The organism is Serratia plymuthica NBRC 102599 (assembly GCF_001590925.1).
Lineage (GTDB): Bacteria > Pseudomonadota > Gammaproteobacteria > Enterobacterales > Enterobacteriaceae > Serratia > Serratia plymuthica.
In genome coordinates, this window is sequence record NZ_BCTU01000030.1 from 1 (window position 1) to 24,566 (window position 24,566).

Here is a 24,566-nt window from a genome sequence, read left to right on the forward strand (position 1 = left end):
ATTTCCGTCACTTTTCATACTGAATTTGACCAAACTCTTGAGTAAAACGGTCCACCTGATGCCAATCGGTATACTCCACTTCTTTACTGGTATCCGTTTCTCCTCCCGTCATACGCATAATAAATTGAATCATGACGCGATCAAACCAACGATAACGCGGGTAGCGCAGCGCGCCGGCAAACACCACGCACTGTTTTGGCTGCCACGGAGAGGAAAGCAGGAACTTACGGGTATAGGCATTGGTCTGCGGCGAACGTTTGTCCGCCTTGCGGGCGGTCAAGTTAACGGAAAAGAACGCACTCGGCATCCGGTTCAACTGGTCGGCATGCTGCTTAACGAACTTTTCCAGCACCGGATGGAAATGGCCGTAACGCACTGAAGCGCCAATCAACACCTGTTGATACTGGCTGAGATCGATATTCTCTGCCTGCAACAAGTCAATCACGTCACAACCCAATGTATCCTGCAATTTACTTGCTATATAAGAAGCGATAGAACGCGTTTGCCCATCACGGCTCGAATAAAGAATCAGTGCCTTCACGGCGTTACTCCTTCTATCAGGATCATTCACGCCAGAACGTTGGCGTAAAGAGAACCAGCAACGTAAAGACTTCCAGTCGTCCGAACAGCATGGTCAATACCAGAATCCACTTCGCCGCCGCAGGCATAGTCGTAAAGTTATCCGCTACCACGCCCAGTCCCGGCCCGAGGTTATTCAGCGTTGCCGTTACGGCGGCAAAGGCGGAGAAGTCATCAACGCCGGTGGCGATAATCGCCAACATGCTGACGATAAAGACCAGGGCGTAAGCCGAGAAGAACCCCCACACCGCCTCCAGGATCCTTTCCGGCAGAGCACGGTTACCCAGCTTAATGGTATAAACCGCATTAGGATGCACCAACCTTTTCAGCTCCCGCGAGCCTTGCAGATACAGCAACAGAATACGGATAACCTTCAGACCGCCGCCGGTCGAGCCTGCACAGCCGCCAATAAAAGCAGAACACAACAGCAACATAGGCAGGAATAGCGGCCACTTGGAAATGCTGTCAGTGGTAAAACCCGCCGTCGTCGCCATAGACACCACCTGGAAGAAAGCCTGATTAAGTGTCTCCATGCCGGTTTTATAGACACCATGGCCCCACAGGACCGCAGTACAGACCACAACCAGCGTAAATTGCACGGCAATGAACATGCGGAACTCAGGATCGCGCCAGTACACTTTCAGATTGCGACCGCTTAACAGGGCGAAGTGCAAGCCGTAGTTACAACCAGAGATCAACAGGAAAATAGCAATTATGGTGTTGATGGTCGGACTGGCGTAATAACCGATGCTGGCATCGTGGGTAGAGAAACCACCGATGGCGATGGTTGAGAAGCTGTGGCCAATAGCGTCAAAGACTGACATCCCCGCCCCCCATAACGCCAGCGCACAGGCAATCGTCAACAGAACATAGATCAGCCACAAGGTTTTGGCCGTTTCGGCAATACGCGGGCGCATTTTGTTATCTTTCAGCGGGCCGGGCATTTCCGCGCGATACAGCTGCATGCCGCCGACGCCGAGGATCGGCAATATTGCTACCGCCAACACGATGATCCCCATCCCGCCCATCCACTGCAGCATCTGCCGGTAGAACAAAATGGCTTTAGGCAACGAATCCAACCCCACCAGCGTCGTCGCGCCGGTGGTAGTCAAGCCGGAAAACGACTCAAAAAAAGCATCAGTAAGCGACAGATTAGGCCGCTCCGAGAACAAAAATGGCAGTGCCCCCACGCTACCCAGTACCGTCCAGAACAGCACTACAATCAGGAAACCTTCACGTGGCTTCAGCTCATGTTTTTGTTTGCGATTAGGCCACCACAGGATCAGGCCAATCGTCACCGCCACAAAGAAGGTCTGGCTGAAAGCCCTGCCTGCCCCATCGCGATATATCAACGCCACCAGACCAGGAATAAACATCGTCCCGGAGAATAAGATGACCAGCAAACCTACGATACGGGTTATGGCGCGAAAATGCATTTCAGCACGATCCTTAGCAATTCAGTTGGGGGAATTATTGCGAAACAGGGATCAATTGCAAATTACCGCGACTGAGATCACGTAATTTTTTCCCAAAGGTCTCAACGACGGTTACCGGCAAAGCCAAGTGCAGCATGACGCAAGCGCCATATTCACCCTGAACGATCCGCCCTTCAGTTTGCTGTAACAGATTCTCGACCAGCGCCAGCTGCGCATAGTCACATTGCAAAGTATATTCGGCCTGCGGAACCTTGTTGCTCACAATCAACTGCTTTAGCGCCTGCTGCACGCCGCTGCCATAGGCTCGCACCAAGCCACCGGTGCCCAGCTTGATGCCGCCGTAATAACGTACCACTACGGCGGTGATTTCACCTATGCCGCTGCCCATAAGCTGCGCGAGGATCGGTTTACCCGCGGTGCCGGAAGGCTCACCGTCGTCGGAGAAACCCAACTGCTGTGAATCATTCGGTGGCCCGGCGATAAACGCCCAACAATGATGCCGTGCCGCCGGGTGCTCATCACGGGTCTGTTGGATAAATGCCTTTGCTGCATCCGGCCCGCACGTCGGCGCCAACAAGGTGATAAAACGACTCTTCTTTATCTCCTCGCTGACGCTGACGGGCCCCGCAGGGATCGGATAAGGCTGCATCAGGCCAGATTCAGATCGCGCGTCATGTTCTCGATACGCTTCTCGTGGATCACGATATTGTCTTCAATACGCATTCCCCCATAAGGTTTCAGCGCATCAATGCGATCCCAGGCAAAGTGCTTGCTAAACTCACCACTACGCCACGGCGCCAACAATGACTCAATAAAATACAGGCCAGGTTCGATAGTCAGCACCATACCGGGCTGCAACACTCGGGTACAACGCAGGAACGGATATTTAGACGGCGCTGCCAGATGCGTACCCTGCTCGTCCTGCATAAAGCCGGCGGCATCGTGCACCTGCAAGCCCAGAGGATGGCCAAGGCCATGCGGCAGGAATGGGGTGGTGATCCCCTGTTCCACCATGGCTTCTTCACTGATACCGCTCACCAGCTTGTGGTTCTTGAGCAATTTGGCGATACGTTGATGCATCTGCACATGGTAGTCGGTGTAGCGCACTCCCGTTTTGATGGTACCCACCAGCGCCAACATCTCGGTATTGAGGTCCTTCACCAACTGTGCGAAATCACTGCCGCTCTGGCCTGCATAGGTACGCGTCAAATCGGCGGCATAGCCGTTGTATTCCGCACCGGCGTCAAGCAGGAAGCTCAGCGATTCGGCTGGCGGCTGATGGTTCAGCTTGGTGTAATGCAACACTGCCGCATGTTCATTCAGCGCCACAATATTGTCATAAGGCACATCGGTATCGCGGTGACCTGTAGCAGTGAGGTAGGCCTGATTGATGTCAAACTCGCTCATGCCGGACAGGAAGGCTTCATGGGCCGCACGGTGCCCCATAACGGCCGTCTTTTGCGCTTCGCGCATGCAGGCCTGCTCGTAACCGGTTTTGATTGAACGATGGAAATCCAGGTAGTTCAGCACCGCTTTCGGGTTCACGTTTTCCGCTGGGATACCGAGATCGCGGGCGCGTTGCTGCCCGTAACCGATATAGCCCACGCGCTCACGCTGAGCAGGAAGCTGCTGAGCGATATCATCCGCATTGGCCAGCGGCAACAGATCGATAGACTTGGTCCAGAAGCTGTCCGGCAGCGGCTCAACGCTGTGCCAGTAATCAACTGGCGAATAGAACCACAGCTTCGGTTTGTTAACGCCATCCACCCACAACCAGCAGTTCGGTACCGATGTGACGGGCACCCAAGCCTTGAAGTGCGCATTCACTTTGAACGGATAGCTATGGTCGTCCAGAAAAACCCGTTGCAGTTCTCCGGAGTGAATCAACAGAGCATCCAGTTTGTTGCGCGCCAATACCTCACGCGCCCGTTTTTGCAGCTCTGCCAGGTGGTCGTTATACAATGAAGCCAGCGTTTCCATCACAATACCCTTATACCCTTAAAACGGAATGCGCCATCTTAACACACCGCTCTGGCGCACCAACCCCATCACTTCTGGCATGCGGGGCAGTTCGCAAATCAGCGTAAACGTCGTTACATCCGCCGCTGAACCATCAACCAACCAAGTAAACCAAGCAGTGCAATTGCCACCGTCCACAGACCACCATGCTCCAACAAAACAGCACCGGCAGCGGCCACACCCGCCAGGCATTGCTGCAGAAAACCGCATAACGCCATAGCATAAGCACCCTGTTCTTTAGCGTCGCTGACCGCCATCGCCATGCTATTCGGGAACAGCACCGCCTGGCCAAAAATCGTCAGGCAATACAAGGTAATGAATATCGTCATGCCGGAAACTCCCACCAACATGCCGCTCCACCACAACAGCATAATCGCGACGGTCGCCAATGCGACCATGCTCGTTCCCACCTGCATCAGCCGTTTGCCGCCCAAACGGGCCACCGTGCGGTTCACCGCCATCGCTCCGGTAAAGTAAGCCACGCCGATCACCAGCCCCAACGCACCAAAGGCGGTAACGTTGAGGCCAAAGCCCTGCTGCATCACAAACGGGCTCACCTCCTGTAAGGTTACCGTCGTAGCAAACCCCACCCCGCCCACGCAGGCCGGCCAGAAAAAGCCCGGACGAAGCAGGATACGCCAATAGGTCGCCGCCATTGCAGGCCGTTGCCCCACCGCACGGCCCGCCTCCAACGGCAACGTCGCCATTAACAGCAGGATCGCCAGCCCGGTTAGCCCCATTAACACAAAACCCATTTGCCAGTGCGAATACCGGCTGAGCAGCCCGCCAATAAACTGCCCGCCGCCCAGTGCAGTGATGAAGGCTATCGACAGCACCGAGAGACGCCGCGCCAGCTCATCCCCGCTCCAGTTGTCGCGCACAATAATGCGCGCGATGATCGCCGCCCCACCGGCAGCAGCGCCCTGCAGAGTGCGCAGCACCAACAATTGGATGCCATTGTGACAAAACGCCAACAGCGCGCTGCAACCGATAAACAACACCAGGGAAAGCGTCAGCGGCAGACGGCGGCCAAAACGATCGGCCGCGGCCCCCCAGAACAGCACTGGCAATGCAGCGCCAATCACGAACAGGGATATGGAAAGCTCAGTGGCGCGGCGCGTCATCGCCAGTTCCTGCATCACCGTCGGCAAAGAAGGCAAATACACCGTTGTCGCCATCTGCGCCATAAAGACCAGCAAACACGACAGCGTCATGGTTCTGGCGGGAATACTCCAAAATCCGCTCTGTCTTGCACATATCGCTTTAGTCATCCAGCACCTCTGCGTGGGTAGCACTCTATCTCGGGCAAGTGTATTGAGCCTTTTGGCTCCCGGCAAATGACAAGAACGCCTAAAATATAATTTCATATAAAATCAATACCTTAAACTTAGCTCATGTGATCCGCTTTGCAAAAACGCAATCTCTGGTTTGCATATTGTTAACATAAAAACCACACTCCTCATCATCTGGTCATACCAGATCAAACGCTGATTCAGGAGATAGACATGCTCTACCAAGGCGAAACATTACAACTGCACTGGCTCGATAACGGCATCGCCGAGTTGGTGTTCAATGCCCCAGGCTCGATAAACAAGCTGGATACCCGCACCGTTGCCAGCCTGGGCGAAGCGCTCGACGTACTGGAAAAACAGACCGGGCTGAAAGGGCTGCTGGTGCGTTCCAGCAAGGCCGCATTTATTGTCGGTGCCGATATCACCGAATTCCTTTCGCTGTTCGCGGCTCCGGCTGAAAAACTGCACCAATGGCTGGCCTTCGCCAACGCGACCTTTAACCGACTGGAAGATCTGCCGGTACCGACCATTTCGGCCATTAACGGCTATGCGCTCGGTGGCGGCTGCGAATGCATTCTGGCAACCGACTTCAGGGTCGCCTCTCCCGATGCGCGCATTGGCCTGCCGGAAACCAAGCTGGGCATTATGCCGGGCTTCGGCGGTTCCGTTCGCTTGCCACGCCTGTTGGGTAACGACAGCGCGCTGGAGATTATCGCCGCCGGTAAAGACGTCAGCGCCAAAGACGCACTGAAGGTCGGTCTGGTGGATGCGGTGGTCGCACCGGAGAAATTGGTAGAAGCCGCGCTGAAAATGCTGCAACAGGCTATTGACGGTCACTTGGACTGGCGTGCCTATCGTCAACCGAAACTCGATCCGTTGAAACTCAGCCCAATCGAAGCGGCCATGAGCTTCACCACCGCCAAAGGCATGGTGCTGCAAACCGCAGGCAAACATTATCCAGCGCCGATGACCGCGGTTAAAACCATCGAAGCCGCCGCCAAATTGGGCCGCGATGAAGCCTTGAAATTGGAAACCGCCAGCTTTGTGCCGTTGGCGCGTTCCAACGAAGCGCGCGCACTGGTCGGTATCTTCCTCAACGATCAGTTTGTGAAAAGCCAGGCGAAAAAGCTGGCCAAAAACGCGGAAGCGCCGAAGCAGGCTGCGGTATTGGGCGCAGGCATTATGGGCGGCGGCATCGCTTACCAGTCAGCGCTGAAAGGCGTGCCGGTGATAATGAAAGACATCAGCGACAAATCCCTGGCGCTCGGCATGAACGAAGCCGCCAAACTGCTGAACAAACAGCTGGAGCGCGGCAAGCTGGACGGCATGAAGATGGCGCAGGTGCTGTCGACCATTCAGCCGACGCTGGATTATGCCGGTATCGAACGCGCACAGGTGATCGTTGAAGCCGTGGTCGAGAATCCGAAGATCAAAGCAGCAGTGTTGTCCGAGGTGGAAGGTCTGATCGGTGAAGACACAGTGCTGGCATCCAATACCTCGACCATTCCGATTAATCACCTGGCAAAATCACTGAAGCGCCCGCAAAACTTCTGTGGCATGCACTTCTTTAACCCGGTGCATCGCATGCCGCTGGTGGAAATCATCCGTGGCGAGCAGACCAGCGACAACACCATCGCCGCCGTAGTGGCCTACGCCACCCGCATGGGCAAAACGCCGATCGTGGTCAACGACTGCCCGGGGTTCTTCGTCAACCGCGTACTGTTCCCCTATTTTGCCGGCTTCAGCATGCTGCTGCGCGATGGGGTGGATTTCCGCCAAATCGATAAGGTAATGGAAAAACAGTTTGGCTGGCCAATGGGCCCGGCTTACCTGCTCGACGTGGTGGGGATCGATACCGCGCACCATGCCCAGGCGGTGATGGCTGCCGGTTTCCCGGAGCGTATGGGCAAAGATTACCGCGACGCCATTGACGTGATGTTCGACAACCAACGTTTTGGTCAGAAAAACCAGTTGGGCTTCTACCGTTACAGCCAGGACAACAAAGGCAAGCCGCGTAAAGATAACGATGAGCAGACCGATGCGCTGTTGGCCGCAGTCTCCCAGCCGCGCCAAACCATCAGCGATGAAGAAATTATCGCTCGAATGATGATCCCGATGATCAACGAAGTGGTGCGCTGCCTGGAAGAGAACATCATCGCCAGCCCGGCTGAAGCCGATATGGCGTTGGTTTACGGCATCGGGTTCCCTCCGTTCCACGGTGGGGCGTTCCGTTACCTGGATACGCTTGGCACCGCAAACTATGTCGAACTGGCCCAGCGTTACGCGCATCTTGGCGCTCTGTATCAAGTGCCCGCCGGCCTGCGCACCAAAGCTGAACGCAATGAAAGCTACTACCCGGTGGCGACGCCATTGTCCGATATCGCCACTGGCCAACCGGCATGAGGTCATAAAGATGGAAAACGTAGTTATTGTTGACGCCGTACGCACGCCGATGGGCCGCTCCAAGGGCGGCGCTTTCCGCCAGGTACGCGCTGAAGATCTTTCCGCTCACCTGATGCGTGCCGTGCTGAGCCGTAATCCGGCTCTGGACGCCGCCGAAATTGACGATATTTACTGGGGCTGCGTGCAACAAACGCTGGAACAGGGGTTTAACATTGCCCGTAATGCCTCGCTGCTGGCCGAAATCCCGCATAGCGTACCGGCCGTTACCGTCAACCGACTGTGCGGCTCGTCCATGCAGGCTCTGCACGACGCAGCACGCGCCATTATGGTCGGCGATGCGCAGGTTAGCCTGATTGGCGGCGTTGAACACATGGGCCACGTGCCGATGAATCACGGCGTCGATTTCCACCCTGGCCTGAGCCGCAGCGTAGCGAAAGCCGCCGGTATGATGGGTCTGACCGCCGAAATGCTGGCCAAGATGCACAATATCAGCCGCCAGATGCAGGATGAATTCGCGGCACGCTCGCACCAACGTGCGCACGCCGCCACCCTGGCCGGTTACTTCAAAAATGAAATCATCCCCACCACCGGCCATGACGCCGATGGCGTGCTCACCCGTTATGACTACGACGAAGTCATTCGCCCGGAAACCACCGTTGCCAGCCTGGCGGCGCTGCGCCCGGCGTTCGATCCGGTCAATGGCACCGTAACCGCCGGCACCTCTTCGGCCTTATCCGACGGCGCATCCGCCATGTTGCTGATGAGCGAGTCACGCGCCAAAGCGCTCGGCCTGAAAGCCCGTGCCCGCATTCGTTCTATGGCGGTGGTCGGTTGCGATCCGTCCATTATGGGTTATGGCCCGGTACCGGCCAGCAAACTGGCGCTGAAGCGCGCCGGCCTGAGCATACAGGACATCGATCTGTTTGAATTGAATGAAGCCTTTGCCGCCCAGTCACTGCCCTGCATCAAGGATCTGGGGCTGTTGGACAGCATCGACGATAAAATTAACCTGAACGGCGGCGCCATTGCCTTGGGCCACCCGCTGGGCTGCTCGGGTTCACGTATCTCCACCACGCTTTTGAACAACATGGAACGCCGTGACGTGCAATTTGGTCTGGCGACCATGTGTATCGGCCTGGGTCAGGGGATTGCCACCGTATTTGAACGCGTTTAGCTGTGTCTATCTTGGGATGACTGCGTAACTCATTCAAACCGCAGCATCCCGACAAGTTTAGTTGCCGTACTTCCCGCCTGTCAGGGGCGGGTTTTTTTATGCCTGAAATCTACAGGCGCCTCAATAAAAAAGGGCAGCCACCGGCTACCCCACTTTATGCCAACTTTACGCCTCAGATGAACGAGAAGGCGTCGCCAAACATATGCGCTTCCTGCGCACCGCGTTCAACGCAGAAACGCTCGCGGGCAATTTTGGCCATCTCGAACCGGCCGGCAATATAAATATCGTGTTCCGCCAGCGTGCCGAAATCCTGCAATACCGCACTGAGCACCGTGCCGCTGCGGCCACGCCACTCGTCTTCCGGCTGTTCGACCACCGGGATCACCTTCAGGTTCGGGTGCTGCAACGACAGCGCTTCCAGCTCACTCAAATCATACAGGTGCTTCAGTTCGCGCCCGCCCCAATAGATAGAGATATCGCGGTCCGGTTGTTGCTCCAGCGCAGTCAGCAGAATTGAGCGTGCATAGGAGAAACCGGTACCGCCGGCGATCAACACCAACGGACGGCTACCGTTTTCACGTAGCCAGGCATCGCCATGCGGAATATCAACGGTAATCGCCTGCTCTTTCAGGATGCGATCCATCACCGCCATAGCGTACAGATTCAGCTCCGAAGCACCGATATGCAGCTCGATATATTCTTGCTGTGAAGGCGTCGATGCCAGTGAGAAAGGACGCTTGTCGCGCTCATCCATCACCACCATCAGATACTGTCCTGCCTTGAAAGAAAACGGCGCTTCTGGCACCAAACGTACCCGATAAACCGTATCGGTAATGGCCTCTACGGAGGTCACTTTACAGCTCAATATTGTCATGCGTTCCCTCTGTCGGGTCATCAATGCAAAACTGAGAACAGAGCCTGCGCTACAGCGTCGGTTCTCTGTCACTGAAAATTGCGAGCTCATCCCAGATTTCATCGACGCGCGCACGCACCTTTTCATCCATCTGAATTGGACGGCCCCATTCGCGCTGGGTTTCACCCGGCCATTTATTGGTGGCATCCAGCCCCATCTTCGATCCCAATCCGGAAACCGGGGAAGCGAAGTCCAGATAATCGATCGGCGTGTTTTCCACCATTACGGTATCCCTTGCCGGATCCATTCTGGTGGTGATCGCCCAAATCACATCATTCCAGTCACGTGCGTTAATGTCATCATCACAGACGATAACAAACTTGGTGTACATAAACTGACGCAGGAACGACCAGACGCCCATCATCACGCGCTTGGCGTGACCGGCATACTGTTTCTTGATAGTCACCACCGCCAGGCGGTAAGAGCAGCCTTCTGGCGGCAGATAGAAATCTACGATTTCCGGGAACTGCTTTTGCAAGATGGGAACAAAGACTTCGTTCAGCGCCACACCCAAGACCGCCGGCTCATCCGGCGGACGGCCTGTGTAGGTCGAGTGATAAATTGCGTCGCGACGCTGGGTGATGTGGGTAATGGTGAATACCGGGAAGTGATCTATCTCGTTGTAGTAACCGGTGTGATCGCCATACGGACCTTCTGGCGCCATTTCACCCGGCTCAATGTAGCCTTCCAACACGATTTCCGCACTGGCGGGCACTTCCAGATCGCAGGAAATGCACTTGACCACTTCGGTTTTATTGCCGCGCAACAACCCGGCAAAGGCATATTCAGACAGGTTGTCCGGCACCGGCGTGACGGCACCGAGGATAGTGGCGGGATCTGCACCCAATGCGACCGCAACCGGGAAACGCTCACCGGGATGCGCCTGGCACCATTCCTGGTAATCCAACGCGCCGCCGCGGTGCGACAGCCAACGCATGATCACTTTATTCTTGCCCAGCACCTGCTGACGGTAAATGCCCAGGTTCTGCCGCTCTTTTTGCGGCCCGCGGGTAACGGTCAACCCCCAGGTGATGAGCGGTGCGGCGTCTTCAGGCCAGCAGTGCATCACCGGAATGCGGCCGAGATCGACGTCATCGCCCTGCCATACCTGCTCCTGGCAAGGTGCGGAGCCCAGCACCTTGGTCGGCATATTCAGCACTTGCTTGAACTTCGGCAGCTTGTCGAACAGATCGCGAAACCCCTTCGGCGGCTCCGGCTCTTTAAGAAACGCCAGCAGTTTGCCGACCTCGCGCAAGGAACTGACATCCTCCTGGCCCATGCCCATCGCCACGCGATTGGCCGTGCCGAACAGATTGCACAGTACCGGCATGTCATACCCTTTCGGGTTTTCGAACAGCAACGCCGGGCCGCCCGCACGTAAAGTACGATCGGCAATTTCTGTCATTTCCAGATAGGGATCAATCGGCTGGCTGATGCGTTTTAGTTCTCCTCTCTTTTCCAGCAACGAGAGGAAATCGCGTAAGTCACGGTATTTCATGCTGATCATTATAACGGCCAGTGAGGAGGGCATTATAAGCCCTCTTCACGGTTGTTGCTGCACTTTTGTTAAACACCGGTAAAGACATCGCCGGTTCTCAGTGGCACGTGAATGGCACCAGCGGGCGTAGCGCCTGCGTATTGTCATACTCCCGGGCCTCCACGCCGTGGCGGAACACCTTGAAGCCTTGATCTCTGGCGCTGAAATAGCGCAAATCATTGCCCTCAATGTGCAGCAGGCTGCCCTCGCGCAGCGCCACAACCGATTCGCTCGGATTGACCGCGCAGAACTCCGCCAAACGTTCATCGCGGGTTTCGCCCATGTGGCCGCTGATATGCGCATCAATATAGTGCGGGTTAATCTGTACCGGGAACAAACCCAATGCCGGCAACACTACGCTGTTGCGCACCGGCATATCATTAGTGGTGCGAATGCTTGGCGTAGCGACGTTGCAGCCGGCGCTCCAACCAACATAAGGTACACCACGTTCACGAACCGCCCGCTGGATGGGGACGATCAGGCCCTTTTCATGCAGCATCTGGTTCAGCATCCAGGTGTTGCCGCCGCTGACCAAAATGCATTGCGCCTGATCAATCGCCGCCGCCGGAGATTCGGCGTGATGAATGCTGGTCACCTGGATACCCAAGGTCTGCGCCAGTTCCTGCGCACGCTGATCGTAGTCAGTGCGGATCAAGGCATAAGGGACGAATACGGCAGACGTAATCCCGTGGCGCTCGATCATCGCCAGCAGTCGGCTTTTGGCATAACCCAACAATTCATCCTCGCCGGACAGCTTGCCGTTGCTCAACAGAAATAACTCCATGTCTTCCCCTCAATCAAAAACGATGAATAACGTCACATCAGGCCGTATCAGGCCAGGGCATACTTGCGACGGTAACAAATTTTCAGCCCTCTGTTATACCCAAGCCGTGCGAATAAGTGTGTGACTCTCCGCTAATTGCCGTCGATTCATGCAGATAGCGGCTGTTACAAGCGGAAACTTGCATCACTATGTATCCGTACCGGCTTTTGATATGCTTACCGGCTGACAGAAAGGCATGTGAAATTATGGAATCTTGGTACTTACTGTATTGCAAACGCGGCCAACTTTTACGGGCGCAGGAACATCTGGTGCGACAGGAAGTGAACTGCCTGAGCCCGATCATCACGCTGGAAAAAGTCGTGCGCGGCAAACGCATTGCGGTCAGCGAGCCTCTGTTCCCCAACTACCTGTTTGTGGAGTTCGACCCGGAGCGCATTCACACCACGACCATCAGTGCAACGCGTGGTGTCAGCCATTTCGTGCGCTTTGGCTCGCTGCCGACGACCATCCCGCAGAAGGTTATCGAAGAGCTGCAGACTCATACCTGTGAAACCTACTTCGACCCGGAAACCCCTCAGCCGGGCGATACCGTGCTGATCGTCGACGGCATGTTCGAAGGACTGAAAGCGATTTACACCGAGCCGGACGGGGAAGCGCGTTCGATGTTGCTGCTGAACCTGATTAACAAGCAGGTCAGCCAAAGCGTCGATAATCGGCAGTTCCAAAAGTTATAAAGCGAAAAGGCGCCCAAATGGCGCCTTTGTTATTGGATACTCACGCCTTAGCGCTGCATCGCTTCATCGTGCATCCACTGGGCTACCCGTTTGGCGAAGTAGGTCAGCACGCCATCAGCCCCGGCGCGCTTAAAGCACATCAGCGACTCCATCACCGCCGGTTGCTCCTGCAACCAACCGTTCTGAATCGCCGCCATGTGCATCGCATATTCACCAGAAACCTGATAGGCAAAAGTCGGCACGCCAAAGGTGTCTTTCACCCGACGCACCACATCGAGATAAGGCATACCGGGTTTCACCATCACCATATCCGCGCCTTCCTGGAGATCTTGCGCAATTTCCTGCAGCGCTTCGTCACTGTTGGCAGGGTCCATCTGATAGGTTTTCTTGTTGCCGCCTTTCAGATTGCCGCTGGAACCGAGCGCATCGCGGAACGGGCCATAGTAGCAGGAGGCATATTTGGCGGAGTACGCCATGATCTGGGTATTAATCAGCCCCTGATGCTCCAGACGATCGCGGATCGCGCCGATACGGCCGTCCATCATATCGCTCGGTGCCACGATTTCCGCTCCGGCTTCCGCATGGGATAACGCCTGACGCACCAGAATATCTTTGCTGATATCGTTAATGACGTAGCCGTGCTCATCAATCACGCCATCCTGGCCGTGAGTGGTGTAAGGATCCAGCGCCACGTCAGTCAGAACACCCAGCTCTGGCACCGCGTCTTTCAACGCACGCACCGTACGCTGCACCAAACCGTCCGGATTATAAGCTTCTTCCGCATGCAATGACTTCAGGCCAGGTTCAATCACCGGGAACAGGGAGATCACCGGCACGCCAAGCTTGGCGATGGCTTCCGCTTCCTTAATCAACAAATCGATGCTCATGCGCGATACGCCGGGCATGGATGCTACCGCTTCCTGACGGTTACTGCCTTCCATGACAAATACCGGATAAATCAGGTCGTTAACCGTCAGTTGATTCTCCGCCACCAGACGACGGCTGAAATCATGACGGCGCACACGGCGCATACGGCGGCCTGGAAAGGTGCCCGGAAATGCATAGCTCATAGTTTTCTCCTAACTCATACCAGCCGGAACAGCCGGCGGGCGTTCTCATCGGTTTTCTGTCCCAACCATTCAGGATCTTCTTGCCGCCAGGTGGCCACCTGCCGGACGATATGGGGCAAAAAACAGGGTTCGTTGCGGCGAGATGCGGGTTTAGGGTGTAAATCCCGGGGCAACAGATAGGGTGCGTCAGTTTCCAGCAATAAACGGTCCGCCGGGATCTGCGGCAACAGCGCTCGCAGCTCCAGGCCACGCCGTTCATCACAGACCCAACCGGTAATGCCGATCGAAAGACCCAGCGACAGACAGCTGTCTAATTCCTGGGCGGTGCCGGTAAAACAGTGCACCACAGCCGCAGGCAGTTTATCCAACCACGGCACCAACAGCGCGGCAAAACGTGCGTGCGCATCGCGGCAATGAAGAAATACCGGCATCCCCAGCTCTGCGGCCAGCGCCAACTGGGCGCTGAAAGCCTCTTCCTGCTGCGCCGGGGTGGAGAAATTGCGGTTGAAATCCAACCCGCATTCACCGATAGCGACCACCTCTGGCCGGGAGGCCAAGGCGTGAATTTGCTCCGCAACCCGGTCGTTCCAACTGCTGGCCTGATGCGGATGCACACCGGCAGTAGACCAACAGTAGCCGGCATGTGACTGCGCCAGTTCACTGGCGGCCTGGCTCTCCTGCAGGTCGGTACCGGTAATCAGCACCCCCTTCACCCCTGCGGCGCGTGCGCGCTCCACCACCGCTGGGCGGTCTTTGGCAAACTGTGAGCTGGTAAGATTAACACCGATATCAAACATGGTTTTTCCAAAGCAAAAGCCGCCCATCGGGCGGCTTGATACGGCCGACAAAGTCCTCTGCGCTTAAAAGTAATGATCTTGGTGCAATTAAAAACAAAGGATTATGTTTTACGGGTTACCCCAAACATCCGAAAACCACGTTTTTCGGGTGTTTGCCATCAATCTAAAGCCGCCCATCGGGCGGCTTTAGAGACACAACGCGGATTAAGCCGCCGGGGGTTCGTCACCCTCGTCTTCTTCTTCCGGTCGCGGGCGGCGTTTGCCGGTGTAGAACCGGGCAAAGAACACGCCCACTTCAAACAGCAGATACATCGGGATCGCCAGCAAGGTCTGCGAGAAGACATCCGGCGGCGTTAACAACATGCCAACCACAAAAGCCCCGACCAGGACGTAAGGACGTTTCTTTTTCAGGTCTTCCGGCGAAGTGACGCCACTCCAGCACAGCAGAATAATGGCAACCGGCACCTCAAACGCCACGCCAAACGCCATAAACAGCGCCATGACAAAATCGAGGTAGTTATTGATGTCGGTGGCTATCATGACCCCAGCCGGTGCGGTCTTGGCAAAAAAACCGAACGCCAGCGGGAACACGATAAAATAGGCAAACGCCATGCCGAGATAAAACAGCAGGCTGCTGGAGACCAGCAAAGGCATCATCAGGCGACGTTCATGCTTGTACAGCGCCGGGGCGATAAAGGCCCAGACCTGATACAGGATCACCGGCGCAGAAACAAACACCGAGACGATCATGGTCAGCTTGATGGGGGTAAAGAACGGTGACGCCACGTCGGTGGCGATCATGCTCGCCCCGGCAGGCAGCTGTTTGATCAGTGGCGCAGACACCAGTTGATAAATGTCGTTGGCGAAATAAACCAGCACCAGGAAGATCACCAGCACGCTGATAATCGAGTTTAACAACCGCTTACGCAGTTCTATCAGATGACTGATAAGGGGTTGGGTATCTTCAACAGCCATGTTTTAACGATCGCCACTAGGTTGGTGAGACGCTGGGGTTTTATCCGCAACAGGTTCTGGGGTTGCCTCCACGGTCACCGCAGCAGGTTGCTTAACCGGCTGCGCGGCCGGCGCTTGCACTGCCTGCGGCGTTGCCGCAACGACAGGCTCCGGCGCTACCGGTTTCGGTACGGCGGCCGGTGAAGCGGCGGTGGTCGCAGCCTCCGCCGGGGTCACACCGTCATGAATGGCTTCCGGGTCTGTGACCAGAGGGTTATGAATGGTGTGCGCAGGTTCGTCTTTGTCTTCGCCATGATAGGAGCGCTTCAGCGATTCCGCCGCGTCTTTCAGTTCATCCATTGACGCCTTCAACTCTGGCGACAAATTCTGCAGGCCCGCCTTCTCAACCTTTTTCAGGCTGTCTTGCAGTTCCTGCAGTTTCAGTTCCTGAGAGAGTTCATTCTGCACCGAAGCCGCCAACGAACGGAGGGCACGGATCCAACCCGAAACTGTTCTAACCGCTACCGGCAACCGTTCTGGCCCAAGTACCACCAGGCCAATGACCAGAACCAGCAACAGTTCACTAAACCCTATGTCAAACACGGTTTATACCTGCTCTTTGTTCTTCGACTCTTCCGTTTTCACTTCCGGCTGCTTATCGGTAATAGGCTTTGCCGTGAAGTCAGCGTCATCCAGGCTGCTTTTCTCAGCCGTGTTGGTCGGAGGCGTATTGTCGTCGCCGATCGCCTTTTTAAAACCCTTGATGGATGCGCCGAGATCGGAACCCAGCGTACGGAGTTTTTTGGTACCAAACAGCAGCACCACGATCACCGCGATGATCAACAATTGCGTAATACTAATACCGCCCATTGCAGTTACCTCTATTTTTACAGGGTTTTTCAAAATCTACCGCATTATACGGCAGTTTTTACCAGAGTTTTGAATCAATTCAGGTGGTTCGCTTCCAGCCAATCACCCAGGATACGATGCCGGCAGCCATCAGCCACGCGGGGAAAATCTCAACCTTCCCTAACAGCAAAATCGTACCGCTTACTAACAGTGTAGCGCCAACGCCGAACAAATAACGCGATTGCCCCTGACGAACACGCTGGCCCTGCATCTGATGGGTCAGCTTATCAACGCTTTGTTGCAACCGTTTATGCTGCTGCAAACTATCGTAAAATAATTCAGGCAGTTCAGGCAGTTTCTCCGCCCAAAACGGCGCTTTTTCCTTCAGGGCGCGAATCACCGCCGGTATGCCGACCTGATCGCGCATCCAACTTTCAAGAAACGGCTTGGCAGTGGTCCATAAATCCAACTTCGGATAGAGCTGCCGCCCCAAGCCTTCAACATACAGCAAGGTCTTCTGCAATAACACCAGTTGCGGCTGCACTTCCATATTGAAGCGGCGTGCGGTATTGAACAGGTTCAACAGCACGTTGCCAAACGAAATTTCCTCCAACGGCTTCTCGAAGATCGGCTCGCACACGGTGCGGATGGCGAACTCGAAGTCCTCTACGTTGGTATCACGCGGTACCCAGCCCGAATCGACGTGCAGCTCAGCCACTTTGCGGTAATCGCGGTTGAAGAAGGCGATAAAGTTTTCCGCCAGATAGCGTTTGTCGTCTTTGTTCAACGAGCCGACGATGCCGCAGTCAATGCCGATATAACAGGGATCTTCAGGGTGATCGTAGCTGACAAAAATATTACCGGGATGCATGTCCGCATGGAAAAAGCTGTCGCGAAATACCTGGGTAAAGAACACCTGCACCCCACGCTCCGCCAACAATTTCATGTTGGTGCCCTGTTTTTCCAGCGTAGCGATATCCGAAACCGGGATACCGTAGATGCGCTCCATCACCAGCACGCTTTCACGGCAGTAATCGGAGTAAACCTCCGGTACGTACAGCATCGGGCTGCCATCAAAATTACGGCGCAGCTGGATGGCATTTGCCGCTTCACGCAGCAGATTCAGTTCGTCCAGCAGGGTTTTTTCGTACTCGCGCACCACTTCACGCGGCCGCAAACGACGCCCATCCGGCATCAGTTTCGGCACCCAGCCGGCCAAACGATACATCAGGCGAACATCGGCCTTGATGATAGGCCCAATATCCGGCCGAATGACCTTCAGCACAATTTCCTGCCCGGTAGTTTTCAGGCGTGCAGTATGCACCTGTGCTATCGATGCAGATGCCAGCGCCTGCTGGTCAAAATCGTCGAACCAGGTTTCCAGCGGGCCACCCATCGCCAATTCGATGTGCTTGCGCGCCAACGCGCCGTCGAACGGCGCAACCCGATCCTGCAGCAAGGTCAGTTGATCGGCAATCTGCGGAGGGAACAGGTCGCGGCGAGTGGACATCATCTGGCCGAACTTGATCCATACCGGCCCCAGCTCTTGCAGAGCCAGGCGCAAACGCTCGCCCAGAGGCTTATCTGCATGGCGGTTTGGCATCCAAAACAGCAGACGGCGGCCAAAACGCAACGGCAACGTCAGGCGCATCTTGGGGATCAGCTCATCCAGGCCATAGCTGAGAAAAACGCGGACGATCAAATACAGGCGGCGTAGTTCGCCAGGGGTCATCGTTTACCCTCCAACTTGTCCATGCGGGCAATCAGCGCTTCGGCGCTGCGAACGGTGGCGTCAACTTCCTCGTTGAACCACACCACTTCCAGCGGCCCCGGCGCCACGCGCCACTCTTCGGTCAGGGTTTCCGCCACGTAATGCTGTTGACGCTGCAACCCCGATCTCAACAGGCTTGCGCCTTTACCGAGCACCTGGGTAATACCCTGCGCGGCGATATCACCGATATAGGGCGCCAGCCATTCCGCCGGATCCCACTCTGCCAGATCAAGCAGCCCCACCAGTTGCTGCACCACCTGAATATCGCCCTCGACGATCAACTCGCCGCTGCGCATCAATGGCGAAAGCTGCTGACGATCGCGCAACTTCAACAACACCGATACCCGACTGCGCACCGTGCAATCGGCGGTATCTTCAGACTGGCCAAGCACGTCCACCCGCTGTTCGCTGAATATCAACACCAGCGGCGAAGCAAGTTCCTGCAACTCAATACGCAGTATTTTCCCGGCCAACCGCAGACGGGCGGCCTTCATACTGCGATCGCGGAACAGCAGGCTATTGAGCGATGTCTCCAGCGCGCCGGTCAACAAGGGGGTTAGCAGCATCGGCATGTCCATATCAGAACTTGAAGCCACGATGCAGGGCCACGATACCGCCGGTCAGATTGAAATAGGTCACGTTGTCAAAACCGGCGGCTCCCATCATACCTTTCAGCGTTTCCTGATCGGGGTGCATACGGATCGACTCGGCCAGATAACGGTAGCTTTCCGGATCCTTCACCACCAGCTCGCCGATTTTCGGCAGCACGTGGAACGAATAGGCATCATAGGCTTTGCTCAGCGGGGCAAGCAGCGGTTTGGAGAACTCCAGCACCAGCAGGCGGCCGCCTGGCTTCAGCACGCGGAACATCGAACGCAGCGCTTTGTCTTTGTCGGTGACGTTGCGCAGGCCGAAGGAAATGGTGATGCAATCAAAATAGTTATCCGGGAACGGCAGCGCTTCGGCATTAGCCTGCACATAGCTGATGTTGCCGATAATGCCGCGATCGCGCAGCTTCTCGCGGCCCATCTTCAGCATGGAGTCGTTAATGTCCGCCAGCACTACCTGCCCTTGCTCACCGACCATGCGGGAGAACTTGGCGGCCAGATCGCCGGTGCCGCCGGCCAGATCCAGTACGCGCTGCCCACGGCGCACGCCGCTGCAGTCAATGGTAAACCGCTTCCAGATACGGTGGATGCCAAACGACATCAGGTCGTTCATCACGTCATACTTTGCCGCTACCGAATGAAAAACGTCTGCCACCATGGCCTGTTTTTCGTCTCTAGCTACGGTGCGAAAACCGAAATCTGTGGTTTCCTGCGATTGATCTGCCATTGTCCTGCCTGCTATTCAGTCAATTTTGTGTGGTCGAGTGTACCAGAACCCCACGGAATACCCCACCTCAAGGCGGCTGTCATGCCTGCGAAGCGGAGCGTGGTTCTTCGGCGGAATCATCGTCTTCCGCCTGCGGCAACGCGCTGACGTCATCGTCATCCGCTGCCTCATCTTCATCATAATGCTGCGCGCCGGCTTGCTGTGCCAGCAACGGATTGATCGGTCGTTTCACCTCAACCCCCAGCGCGCGGAACCCTTCGGTTTGGCCGATAAGATTACCACGGCCTTCGCTCAGTTTGTTCATCGCCTGGCGATAACTCCCCTGGGCCTTGTCCAGGCTCTGCCCCAGCGCCGACATGTCGTCGACAAACAGCCGCATCTTGTCATACAGCCGTGCCGCCCGGTCGGCAATGCGCTGAGCATTCTGGCTCTGGTGCTCATAGCGCCACAGGTTGGTGATGGTGCGAAGCGCCACCAACAGCGTGGTCGGGCTGACCAGCATAATATTGTGTTTAAGCGCTTCGCTTATCAATTCCGGCTCCCGGTCGATGGCCAGCAGGAAAGCCGGCTCCACCGGAATAAACATCAACACATAGTCCAGTGAACGCAGGCCGGGCAACTGTTGATAATCTTTGCGCCCCAGCAAGCGGATATGGCCGCGCAACGAGGCGATATGCTCGCTCAGCGCCGCCTCGCGTTCCGCGTCGTCTTCACTGTTGAAATAACGCTCGTAGGCGACCAGCGACATTTTCGCATCGATCACAACATCCTTGCCCTGCGGCAGACGCACAATAACGTCAGGCTGCATACGGCTTTGATGATCCAGCCGCACATTAACCTGAGTTTCATACTCGTGCCCCTCGCGCAAACCCGAGGCTTCCAGCACCCGACTCAGCACCACCTCCCCCCAATTGCCCTGGGTTTTATTGTCGCCTTTCAGTGCCTTGGTGAGGTTAATCGCCTCGCGCGCCATTTGTGCGTTGAGTTGCTGCAGGTTACGTATTTCATGGGTCAGAGTATGACGTTCGCGGGCTTCCTGGCCAAAGCTGTCCTGCACCTGACGGCGGAAACCGTCCAGTTGTTCGCGCAACGGCAGCAGCAGGCGATCCAGGCTTTGCTGGTTCTGTTCGTTCACCTTGCGCCCGCTGTGTTCGAAGATGCGGTTGGCCAGGTTTTCAAACTGGGTGGTGAGCCGTTGTTCGCTGTTGATCAGCAAACGCTGCTTCTCTTCCGCCGCCATGCGGGTCTCTTCCAGACGGATGGTCACTTCCCGCAGTTCGGCTTCCTGAGCGCTGTTGACCTCGCGTTGGGCGCGCAGCTCCTGATTAAGCAGTTCGCATTCGGTGCGCCAGTGATTGAGTTGTTGCAGCTTTTCGTGCCCGGCCGCCAATTGGCTGTGCAAATTGCGCAGTTCCAAATCGGTTTGCCGCATTTGCTGTTCATTGCGTTGCAGAACGTCCTGCCGGGCCGCCGTTTCCTGCTGTGCCTGCTGCAACGACTGTTCCAGCAGCCGCAGCTCGGTTTCATGCTGCGCATGGGCCTGCTGCATGCGCAGGCTGGCGATCAACCACCCCAACAGTATGCCGACCACTACCCCGCCCACACCGTAAACCAAACTGGTATCCACCCTGCCTCCTGTTAAGCCTTGCCGTTTATGCGCCCGTTGCACGTCACGTTAAGGGGATGCTGTATGGATGTCCAGTCTGATTTTGCACCGGCAACGCAATATTGCGAAACGCCGCGCAAGTCAGGCAAAAACTAGCCAAACCACTGGGTTAACCACTTGATGCCAAAGGCTCCCGGCGCAAGAATGCCGAACGCCCAGATCATCGCTGAAGTGATATTCGCCAGTTGGAAGTAACGTTGGGGCATGCCACAGATACCGCCGACCAGCGGCACCACCGCGCGCAGCGGCCCGAAGAAGCGGCCGATAAAAATGCCCAGCACGCCCCAGCGTTCAAAAAACGCATGGCCGCGGTCCAGCAATTGCGGATTACGCGATAACGGCCACATGTGCGCCACGCGGTCTTGATAGTGGTAACCGATCCAGTAAGAAAGCCAGTCGCCAAAAAATGCCCCTATGGCGGCGGCGGCCCAGATAGGCCAAAAAGCGATACCGCTCTCGCCAATCAATGCGCCCAACGCCAGCAGGATAACCGTGGCCGGCAACAGCAGGGACAAGAACGCCAGCGATTCGCCGAATGCCAGGAAGAAAATAATGGGGATGGCCCAGCCTTCGTGCTGACACACGGCATCGCTGACCCAGTTGATAATGTCGTTGAGGCTCAATACGGGCTCCTGATACGAGGTTTCCTGTGCCAAGGATACGCAATGCCGGCCGGGGCAGGTTAAACTCCGGCTAAACGCGTAGCGGTTTACTCGAGGTTAACGCCAGTTGCACTTCGCGCTGACGTCGACCCAGGCCGGATTGCGCTTCCAACCAGCGGCCGGTAAACCGTATTGATCGCGGACGTTAATGCCGCCATCAGGCAGAGTTTGTGAAGGAAGAAGCAGAATCTGGGCTGTCATAGACGTCCTCGCCGTTATTGTCTAAAAAATCGCCACCTGGGCAGCAAAGCCGAAATCAACAGGTAAAAAGGGGGCGCTGATAGCTAGATACACCCTGGCTTTCACGTTGCTGCCAACCGCAGTTTGAAAGACGACGGGTATCACCGTAACAGATTAGGGCTGAATGGAAAAACGGACCGCGTTGGCGGCCCGTTGAAGGGAGGAAGGCTACTACAGTAGGCGGCGCGCCGCTTCAACCACGATCTGCACCGCTTTGCTTTCGGTGTTTTTCATGGTTTCTGCGTTTGGAATTTCCTGCTGGGTGCGGTTGACGATCACGCCGGCAACCATACCGGCACGCAGGCCCTGGCTTGCACACATGGTCAGCAGAGTGGCGGATTCCATTTCATAGTTCATCACGCCCATCGCCTGCCATTCTGCCATCGAGCCCTTAAAACGACTGACGACGCGGCCGGAATAGGTATCGTAACGTTCCTGGCCCGGATAGAAGGTATCAGAAGACGCGGTCACGCCAATATGCGTGGTGGCGCCGCTGGCCTTGGCGGCCTCGACCAGTGCGGTGGTGCAGGCAAAGTCGGCCACGGCCGGGAATTCCATCGGCGCAAAGTGCAGGCTGGCGCCGTCAAGGCGAACCGCCGCGGTAGTGACCAGCACGTCGCCGACGCTGATGTTCGACTGAATAGCCCCGGTGGTGCCGATACGCAGGAAGGTACGGATCCCCAGTTGCGCCAATTCTTCAACGGCGATCGAGGTAGACGGGCCGCCGATGCCGGTGGAGCAGACGATCACCGCCTTGCCGTCCAGCTCTGCGCGCCAGGTAGTAAATTCACGATGGGAAGCCAGGTGCACCGGGTTTTCCATCAGCTTGGCAATTTTCTCTACGCGCTGCGGATCGCCCGGAACGATGGCAAGCTGGGCCCCTTGTAAATCGTTTTTAGTGAGGCCGAGATGAAAAACATCAGATTGAGACATACGAGACTCCTCATAGATCATGTTTATTGGGAGGAACAAAAAAGTACTCTACTGAAAATCGCCATCCAATTTCGTGATGGCCATCACCATGAATAAAGAAACAAAGATCAATCTACATAATTTTTGTGACAAAAGTCACATTAAATAACCCAAAGACGCCGTAAACGCCGCACTTGCCACAAGTCTAGCCGACAAAACAGCCCGCCGTTTACCGCCTTTCCTCTTGGCGACAGGCCCCCCTTTCCCACCACGAGGCCACTTATGTCGCCACCGAAAAATAGCCTTATTTTATCGGCGACTTAGCAACAAAAAATGGGGCTAACGTACCTTATGACGCTAATGCAGGCCAAAATGCGCAATATCCTGATAAAAAGATAACAAAAATGCACTAAAGCCAGATAATTAATCGTTTTTTACAGACTTGACCGAAAATGCTCAACCGGGTGCCAATAACGGGTAATCTTTCCTATAGTTATTCTCAGCGCTTTTTTCTATTGCACGGAGACCGCAATGAAAACCGACCATGTGATGACATTAAAACAGGCTCAGGGGGGATTCGCCCCGGCCGTAACGCCGTTGGCCGCTTCTACTGTATTTACCGACGAACAGGGCATTCATGCCGGGGAAACCACCATTCCCTCGCAGGGTGACAACCTGCCGGCCTATATTGCCAAACCAGCGAACCACAACGGCCCCTTCCCCGTGGTGCTGGTGGTACAAGAGATTTTTGGCGTTCACGAGCATATTCAGGATCTGTGCCGCCGCCTGGCGAAACAGGGCTACCTGGCGATAGCGCCAGAGTTGTACTTCCGACAGGGCGATGCCAAAGATTACCAGGAGATTGGCGACATCTTGCAAAAGCTGGTGAGCAAGGTGCCGGACCGTCAGGTGCTGGCCGATCTCGACCACGCAGCCCATTGGGCCAGCCGCCACGGCGGCGACGCCGGCAAGCTGGCGATTACCGGTTTTTGCTGGGGGGGCCGTATTACCTGGCTGTATGCCGCGCATAACCCGCAACTGAAGGCAGCGGTAGCCTGGTACGGCAAGTTAGTGGGCGAAAAAACGCTGAACTCGCCAAAACACCCGGTCGATGTGGCTACGCAGCTGTCTGCGCCGGTGCTGGGATTATACGGCGGCCAGGACAGCGGAATTCCACTGGAAACGGTGGAGACCATGCGCCAGGCGATTCGCGCAGCTAACGCCGATGCCGAGATCGTGGTCTACCCCGAAGCGGGTCATGCTTTCAATGCCGATTATCGCCCAAGTTACGATGCCGAAGCGGCGACGGACGGCTGGCAACGCATGCTGGCATGGTTCGCTCAACACGGCGTGGTCGGCGTCAAATAATCCCCTCTCACGGCTGCCTTCACTGGTGGCCGCCTGCAATGTAAAAAAGGGCGCCGAAGCGCCCAAAATAA

The 24,566-nt window shown here is 56.0% G+C and carries 24 protein-coding genes; 4 read left to right on the plus strand and 20 right to left on the minus strand.

Annotated elements, in window-relative coordinates; translation table 11 throughout:
• Positions 1 to 7: 7 nt before the first annotated feature.
• The 5 genes from hemG to SPL01S_RS19860 form a co-directional block, all read right to left on the minus strand.
• Complete coding sequence (gene hemG / locus SPL01S_RS19840) at positions 8 to 541, minus strand: menaquinone-dependent protoporphyrinogen IX dehydrogenase (protein ID WP_063202411.1); 534 nt, start codon at positions 539 to 541, stop codon at positions 8 to 10.
• Positions 542 to 563: 22 nt separating this feature from the next.
• Entirely contained in the window at positions 564 to 2,015 is a 1,452-nt protein-coding gene (gene trkH, locus SPL01S_RS19845) for a Trk system potassium transporter TrkH (RefSeq protein WP_004951050.1), read from the minus strand.
• Positions 2,016 to 2,049: 34 nt separating this feature from the next.
• On the minus strand, positions 2,050 to 2,664 hold the full coding sequence (locus SPL01S_RS19850; RefSeq protein ID WP_004951048.1) for an IMPACT family protein: 615 nt from the start codon (positions 2,662 to 2,664) through the stop codon (positions 2,050 to 2,052).
• On the minus strand, positions 2,664 to 3,995 hold the full coding sequence (gene pepQ, locus SPL01S_RS19855; RefSeq protein WP_006323112.1) for a Xaa-Pro dipeptidase: 1,332 nt from the start codon (positions 3,993 to 3,995) through the stop codon (positions 2,664 to 2,666). The genes SPL01S_RS19850 and pepQ overlap by 1 nt, the downstream gene beginning before the upstream one ends.
• A 113-nt stretch (positions 3,996 to 4,108) precedes the next feature.
• Entirely contained in the window at positions 4,109 to 5,305 is a 1,197-nt protein-coding gene (locus SPL01S_RS19860) for an MFS transporter (RefSeq protein ID WP_062869248.1), read from the minus strand.
• Between the two features lie 234 nt (positions 5,306 to 5,539).
• Between SPL01S_RS19860 and fadB the strand changes: the two genes are divergently transcribed.
• The gene (gene fadB / locus SPL01S_RS19865) at positions 5,540 to 7,729 is read left to right on the plus strand and encodes a fatty acid oxidation complex subunit alpha FadB (RefSeq protein WP_063202413.1); all 2,190 of its coding nucleotides are present in this window, start codon (positions 5,540 to 5,542) and stop codon (positions 7,727 to 7,729) included.
• A 10-nt stretch (positions 7,730 to 7,739) separates the two neighbouring features.
• Positions 7,740 to 8,903, plus strand: coding sequence for an acetyl-CoA C-acyltransferase FadA (fadA, locus tag SPL01S_RS19870; protein WP_004951042.1), 1,164 nt, complete (start codon positions 7,740 to 7,742; stop codon positions 8,901 to 8,903).
• Between the two features lie 172 nt (positions 8,904 to 9,075).
• On the opposite strand, the gene fre is transcribed toward fadA, so the two are convergent.
• The 3 genes from fre to pepE form a co-directional block, all read right to left on the minus strand.
• Complete coding sequence (gene fre, locus SPL01S_RS19875; protein WP_004951041.1) at positions 9,076 to 9,777, minus strand: NAD(P)H-flavin reductase; 702 nt, start codon at positions 9,775 to 9,777, stop codon at positions 9,076 to 9,078.
• A gap of 49 nt (positions 9,778 to 9,826) precedes the next feature.
• The gene (ubiD, locus tag SPL01S_RS19880) at positions 9,827 to 11,323 is read right to left on the minus strand and encodes a 4-hydroxy-3-polyprenylbenzoate decarboxylase (protein ID WP_111738389.1); all 1,497 of its coding nucleotides are present in this window, start codon (positions 11,321 to 11,323) and stop codon (positions 9,827 to 9,829) included.
• A gap of 88 nt (positions 11,324 to 11,411) precedes the next feature.
• Positions 11,412 to 12,137, minus strand: coding sequence for a dipeptidase PepE (gene pepE / locus SPL01S_RS19885; RefSeq protein WP_063202415.1), 726 nt, complete (start codon positions 12,135 to 12,137; stop codon positions 11,412 to 11,414).
• Positions 12,138 to 12,382: 245 nt separating this feature from the next.
• Between pepE and rfaH the strand changes: the two genes are divergently transcribed.
• Positions 12,383 to 12,871, plus strand: coding sequence for a transcription/translation regulatory transformer protein RfaH (gene rfaH / locus SPL01S_RS19890; RefSeq protein ID WP_004951038.1), 489 nt, complete (start codon positions 12,383 to 12,385; stop codon positions 12,869 to 12,871).
• 47 nt (positions 12,872 to 12,918) lie between these two features.
• Here rfaH and hemB read toward each other — a convergent pair whose 3' ends face one another.
• The 12 genes from hemB to udp form a co-directional block, all read right to left on the minus strand.
• Positions 12,919 to 13,941 (minus strand): porphobilinogen synthase, encoded by a 1,023-nt coding sequence (hemB, locus tag SPL01S_RS19895; RefSeq protein ID WP_062869245.1) that lies wholly within the window; start codon positions 13,939 to 13,941, stop codon positions 12,919 to 12,921.
• A gap of 14 nt (positions 13,942 to 13,955) precedes the next feature.
• Positions 13,956 to 14,738, minus strand: a complete 783-nt coding sequence (gene tatD, locus SPL01S_RS19900; RefSeq protein ID WP_063202474.1) for a 3'-5' ssDNA/RNA exonuclease TatD — start codon at positions 14,736 to 14,738, stop codon at positions 13,956 to 13,958.
• 204 nt (positions 14,739 to 14,942) lie between these two features.
• Complete coding sequence (tatC, locus tag SPL01S_RS19905; protein WP_004951035.1) at positions 14,943 to 15,713, minus strand: Sec-independent protein translocase subunit TatC; 771 nt, start codon at positions 15,711 to 15,713, stop codon at positions 14,943 to 14,945.
• Positions 15,714 to 15,716: 3 nt separating this feature from the next.
• Complete coding sequence (gene tatB / locus SPL01S_RS19910; RefSeq protein WP_062790056.1) at positions 15,717 to 16,295, minus strand: Sec-independent protein translocase protein TatB; 579 nt, start codon at positions 16,293 to 16,295, stop codon at positions 15,717 to 15,719.
• A 3-nt stretch (positions 16,296 to 16,298) separates the two neighbouring features.
• The gene (tatA, locus tag SPL01S_RS19915; RefSeq protein ID WP_006323098.1) at positions 16,299 to 16,562 is read right to left on the minus strand and encodes a Sec-independent protein translocase subunit TatA; all 264 of its coding nucleotides are present in this window, start codon (positions 16,560 to 16,562) and stop codon (positions 16,299 to 16,301) included.
• Positions 16,563 to 16,641: 79 nt separating this feature from the next.
• A complete protein-coding gene (gene ubiB, locus SPL01S_RS19920) occupies positions 16,642 to 18,273 on the minus strand; it encodes a ubiquinone biosynthesis regulatory protein kinase UbiB (protein ID WP_006323097.1) in 1,632 nt (543 codons plus the stop codon).
• Positions 18,270 to 18,878 (minus strand): ubiquinone biosynthesis protein UbiJ, encoded by a 609-nt coding sequence (gene ubiJ, locus SPL01S_RS19925; protein WP_013811105.1) that lies wholly within the window; start codon positions 18,876 to 18,878, stop codon positions 18,270 to 18,272. The genes ubiB and ubiJ overlap by 4 nt, the downstream gene beginning before the upstream one ends.
• Positions 18,879 to 18,891: 13 nt before the next feature.
• Positions 18,892 to 19,647, minus strand: a complete 756-nt coding sequence (gene ubiE / locus SPL01S_RS19930) for a bifunctional demethylmenaquinone methyltransferase/2-methoxy-6-polyprenyl-1,4-benzoquinol methylase UbiE (protein WP_004951027.1) — start codon at positions 19,645 to 19,647, stop codon at positions 18,892 to 18,894.
• 79 nt (positions 19,648 to 19,726) lie between these two features.
• Positions 19,727 to 21,274 carry a DNA recombination protein RmuC gene (gene rmuC, locus SPL01S_RS19935; RefSeq protein WP_062869244.1) on the minus strand — a complete coding sequence of 516 codons (1,548 nt, stop codon included), beginning with the start codon at positions 21,272 to 21,274 and terminating at the stop codon, positions 19,727 to 19,729.
• A 131-nt stretch (positions 21,275 to 21,405) separates the two neighbouring features.
• Complete coding sequence (locus SPL01S_RS19940) at positions 21,406 to 21,936, minus strand: DedA family protein (protein ID WP_063202418.1); 531 nt, start codon at positions 21,934 to 21,936, stop codon at positions 21,406 to 21,408.
• 96 nt (positions 21,937 to 22,032) lie between these two features.
• Positions 22,033 to 22,176, minus strand: coding sequence for a hypothetical protein (locus SPL01S_RS25345; RefSeq protein WP_155729012.1), 144 nt, complete (start codon positions 22,174 to 22,176; stop codon positions 22,033 to 22,035).
• 210 nt (positions 22,177 to 22,386) lie between these two features.
• Positions 22,387 to 23,148 (minus strand): uridine phosphorylase, encoded by a 762-nt coding sequence (udp, locus tag SPL01S_RS19945; protein WP_063202420.1) that lies wholly within the window; start codon positions 23,146 to 23,148, stop codon positions 22,387 to 22,389.
• 510 nt (positions 23,149 to 23,658) lie between these two features.
• Between udp and SPL01S_RS19950 the strand changes: the two genes are divergently transcribed.
• Positions 23,659 to 24,495 (plus strand): dienelactone hydrolase family protein, encoded by an 837-nt coding sequence (locus SPL01S_RS19950; RefSeq protein WP_004951018.1) that lies wholly within the window; start codon positions 23,659 to 23,661, stop codon positions 24,493 to 24,495.
• Positions 24,496 to 24,566: the final 71 nt, after the last annotated feature.

Coding starts and splice junctions, on each gene's coding strand:
- trkH (WP_004951050.1), bottom strand. CDS start 2,015: ATGCATTTTCGCGCCATAACCCGTATCGTAGGTTTGCTGGTCATCTTA.
- SPL01S_RS19850 (WP_004951048.1), bottom strand. CDS start 2,664: ATGCAGCCTTATCCGATCCCTGCGGGGCCCGTCAGCGTCAGCGAGGAG.
- pepQ (WP_006323112.1), bottom strand. CDS start 3,995: ATGGAAACGCTGGCTTCATTGTATAACGACCACCTGGCAGAGCTGCAA.
- SPL01S_RS19860 (WP_062869248.1), bottom strand. CDS start 5,305: ATGACTAAAGCGATATGTGCAAGACAGAGCGGATTTTGGAGTATTCCC.
- fadB (WP_063202413.1), top strand. CDS start 5,540: ATGCTCTACCAAGGCGAAACATTACAACTGCACTGGCTCGATAACGGC.
- fadA (WP_004951042.1), top strand. CDS start 7,740: ATGGAAAACGTAGTTATTGTTGACGCCGTACGCACGCCGATGGGCCGC.
- fre (WP_004951041.1), bottom strand. CDS start 9,777: ATGACAATATTGAGCTGTAAAGTGACCTCCGTAGAGGCCATTACCGAT.
- ubiD (WP_111738389.1), bottom strand. CDS start 11,323: ATGATCAGCATGAAATACCGTGACTTACGCGATTTCCTCTCGTTGCTG.
- pepE (WP_063202415.1), bottom strand. CDS start 12,137: ATGGAGTTATTTCTGTTGAGCAACGGCAAGCTGTCCGGCGAGGATGAA.
- rfaH (WP_004951038.1), top strand. CDS start 12,383: ATGGAATCTTGGTACTTACTGTATTGCAAACGCGGCCAACTTTTACGG.
- hemB (WP_062869245.1), bottom strand. CDS start 13,941: ATGAGCTATGCATTTCCGGGCACCTTTCCAGGCCGCCGTATGCGCCGT.
- tatD (WP_063202474.1), bottom strand. CDS start 14,738: ATGTTTGATATCGGTGTTAATCTTACCAGCTCACAGTTTGCCAAAGAC.
- tatC (WP_004951035.1), bottom strand. CDS start 15,713: ATGGCTGTTGAAGATACCCAACCCCTTATCAGTCATCTGATAGAACTG.
- tatA (WP_006323098.1), bottom strand. CDS start 16,562: ATGGGCGGTATTAGTATTACGCAATTGTTGATCATCGCGGTGATCGTG.
- ubiB (WP_006323097.1), bottom strand. CDS start 18,273: ATGACCCCTGGCGAACTACGCCGCCTGTATTTGATCGTCCGCGTTTTT.
- ubiJ (WP_013811105.1), bottom strand. CDS start 18,878: ATGCTGCTAACCCCCTTGTTGACCGGCGCGCTGGAGACATCGCTCAAT.
- ubiE (WP_004951027.1), bottom strand. CDS start 19,647: ATGGCAGATCAATCGCAGGAAACCACAGATTTCGGTTTTCGCACCGTA.
- SPL01S_RS25345 (WP_155729012.1), bottom strand. CDS start 22,176: ATGACAGCCCAGATTCTGCTTCTTCCTTCACAAACTCTGCCTGATGGC.
- udp (WP_063202420.1), bottom strand. CDS start 23,148: ATGTCTCAATCTGATGTTTTTCATCTCGGCCTCACTAAAAACGATTTA.
- SPL01S_RS19950 (WP_004951018.1), top strand. CDS start 23,659: ATGAAAACCGACCATGTGATGACATTAAAACAGGCTCAGGGGGGATTC.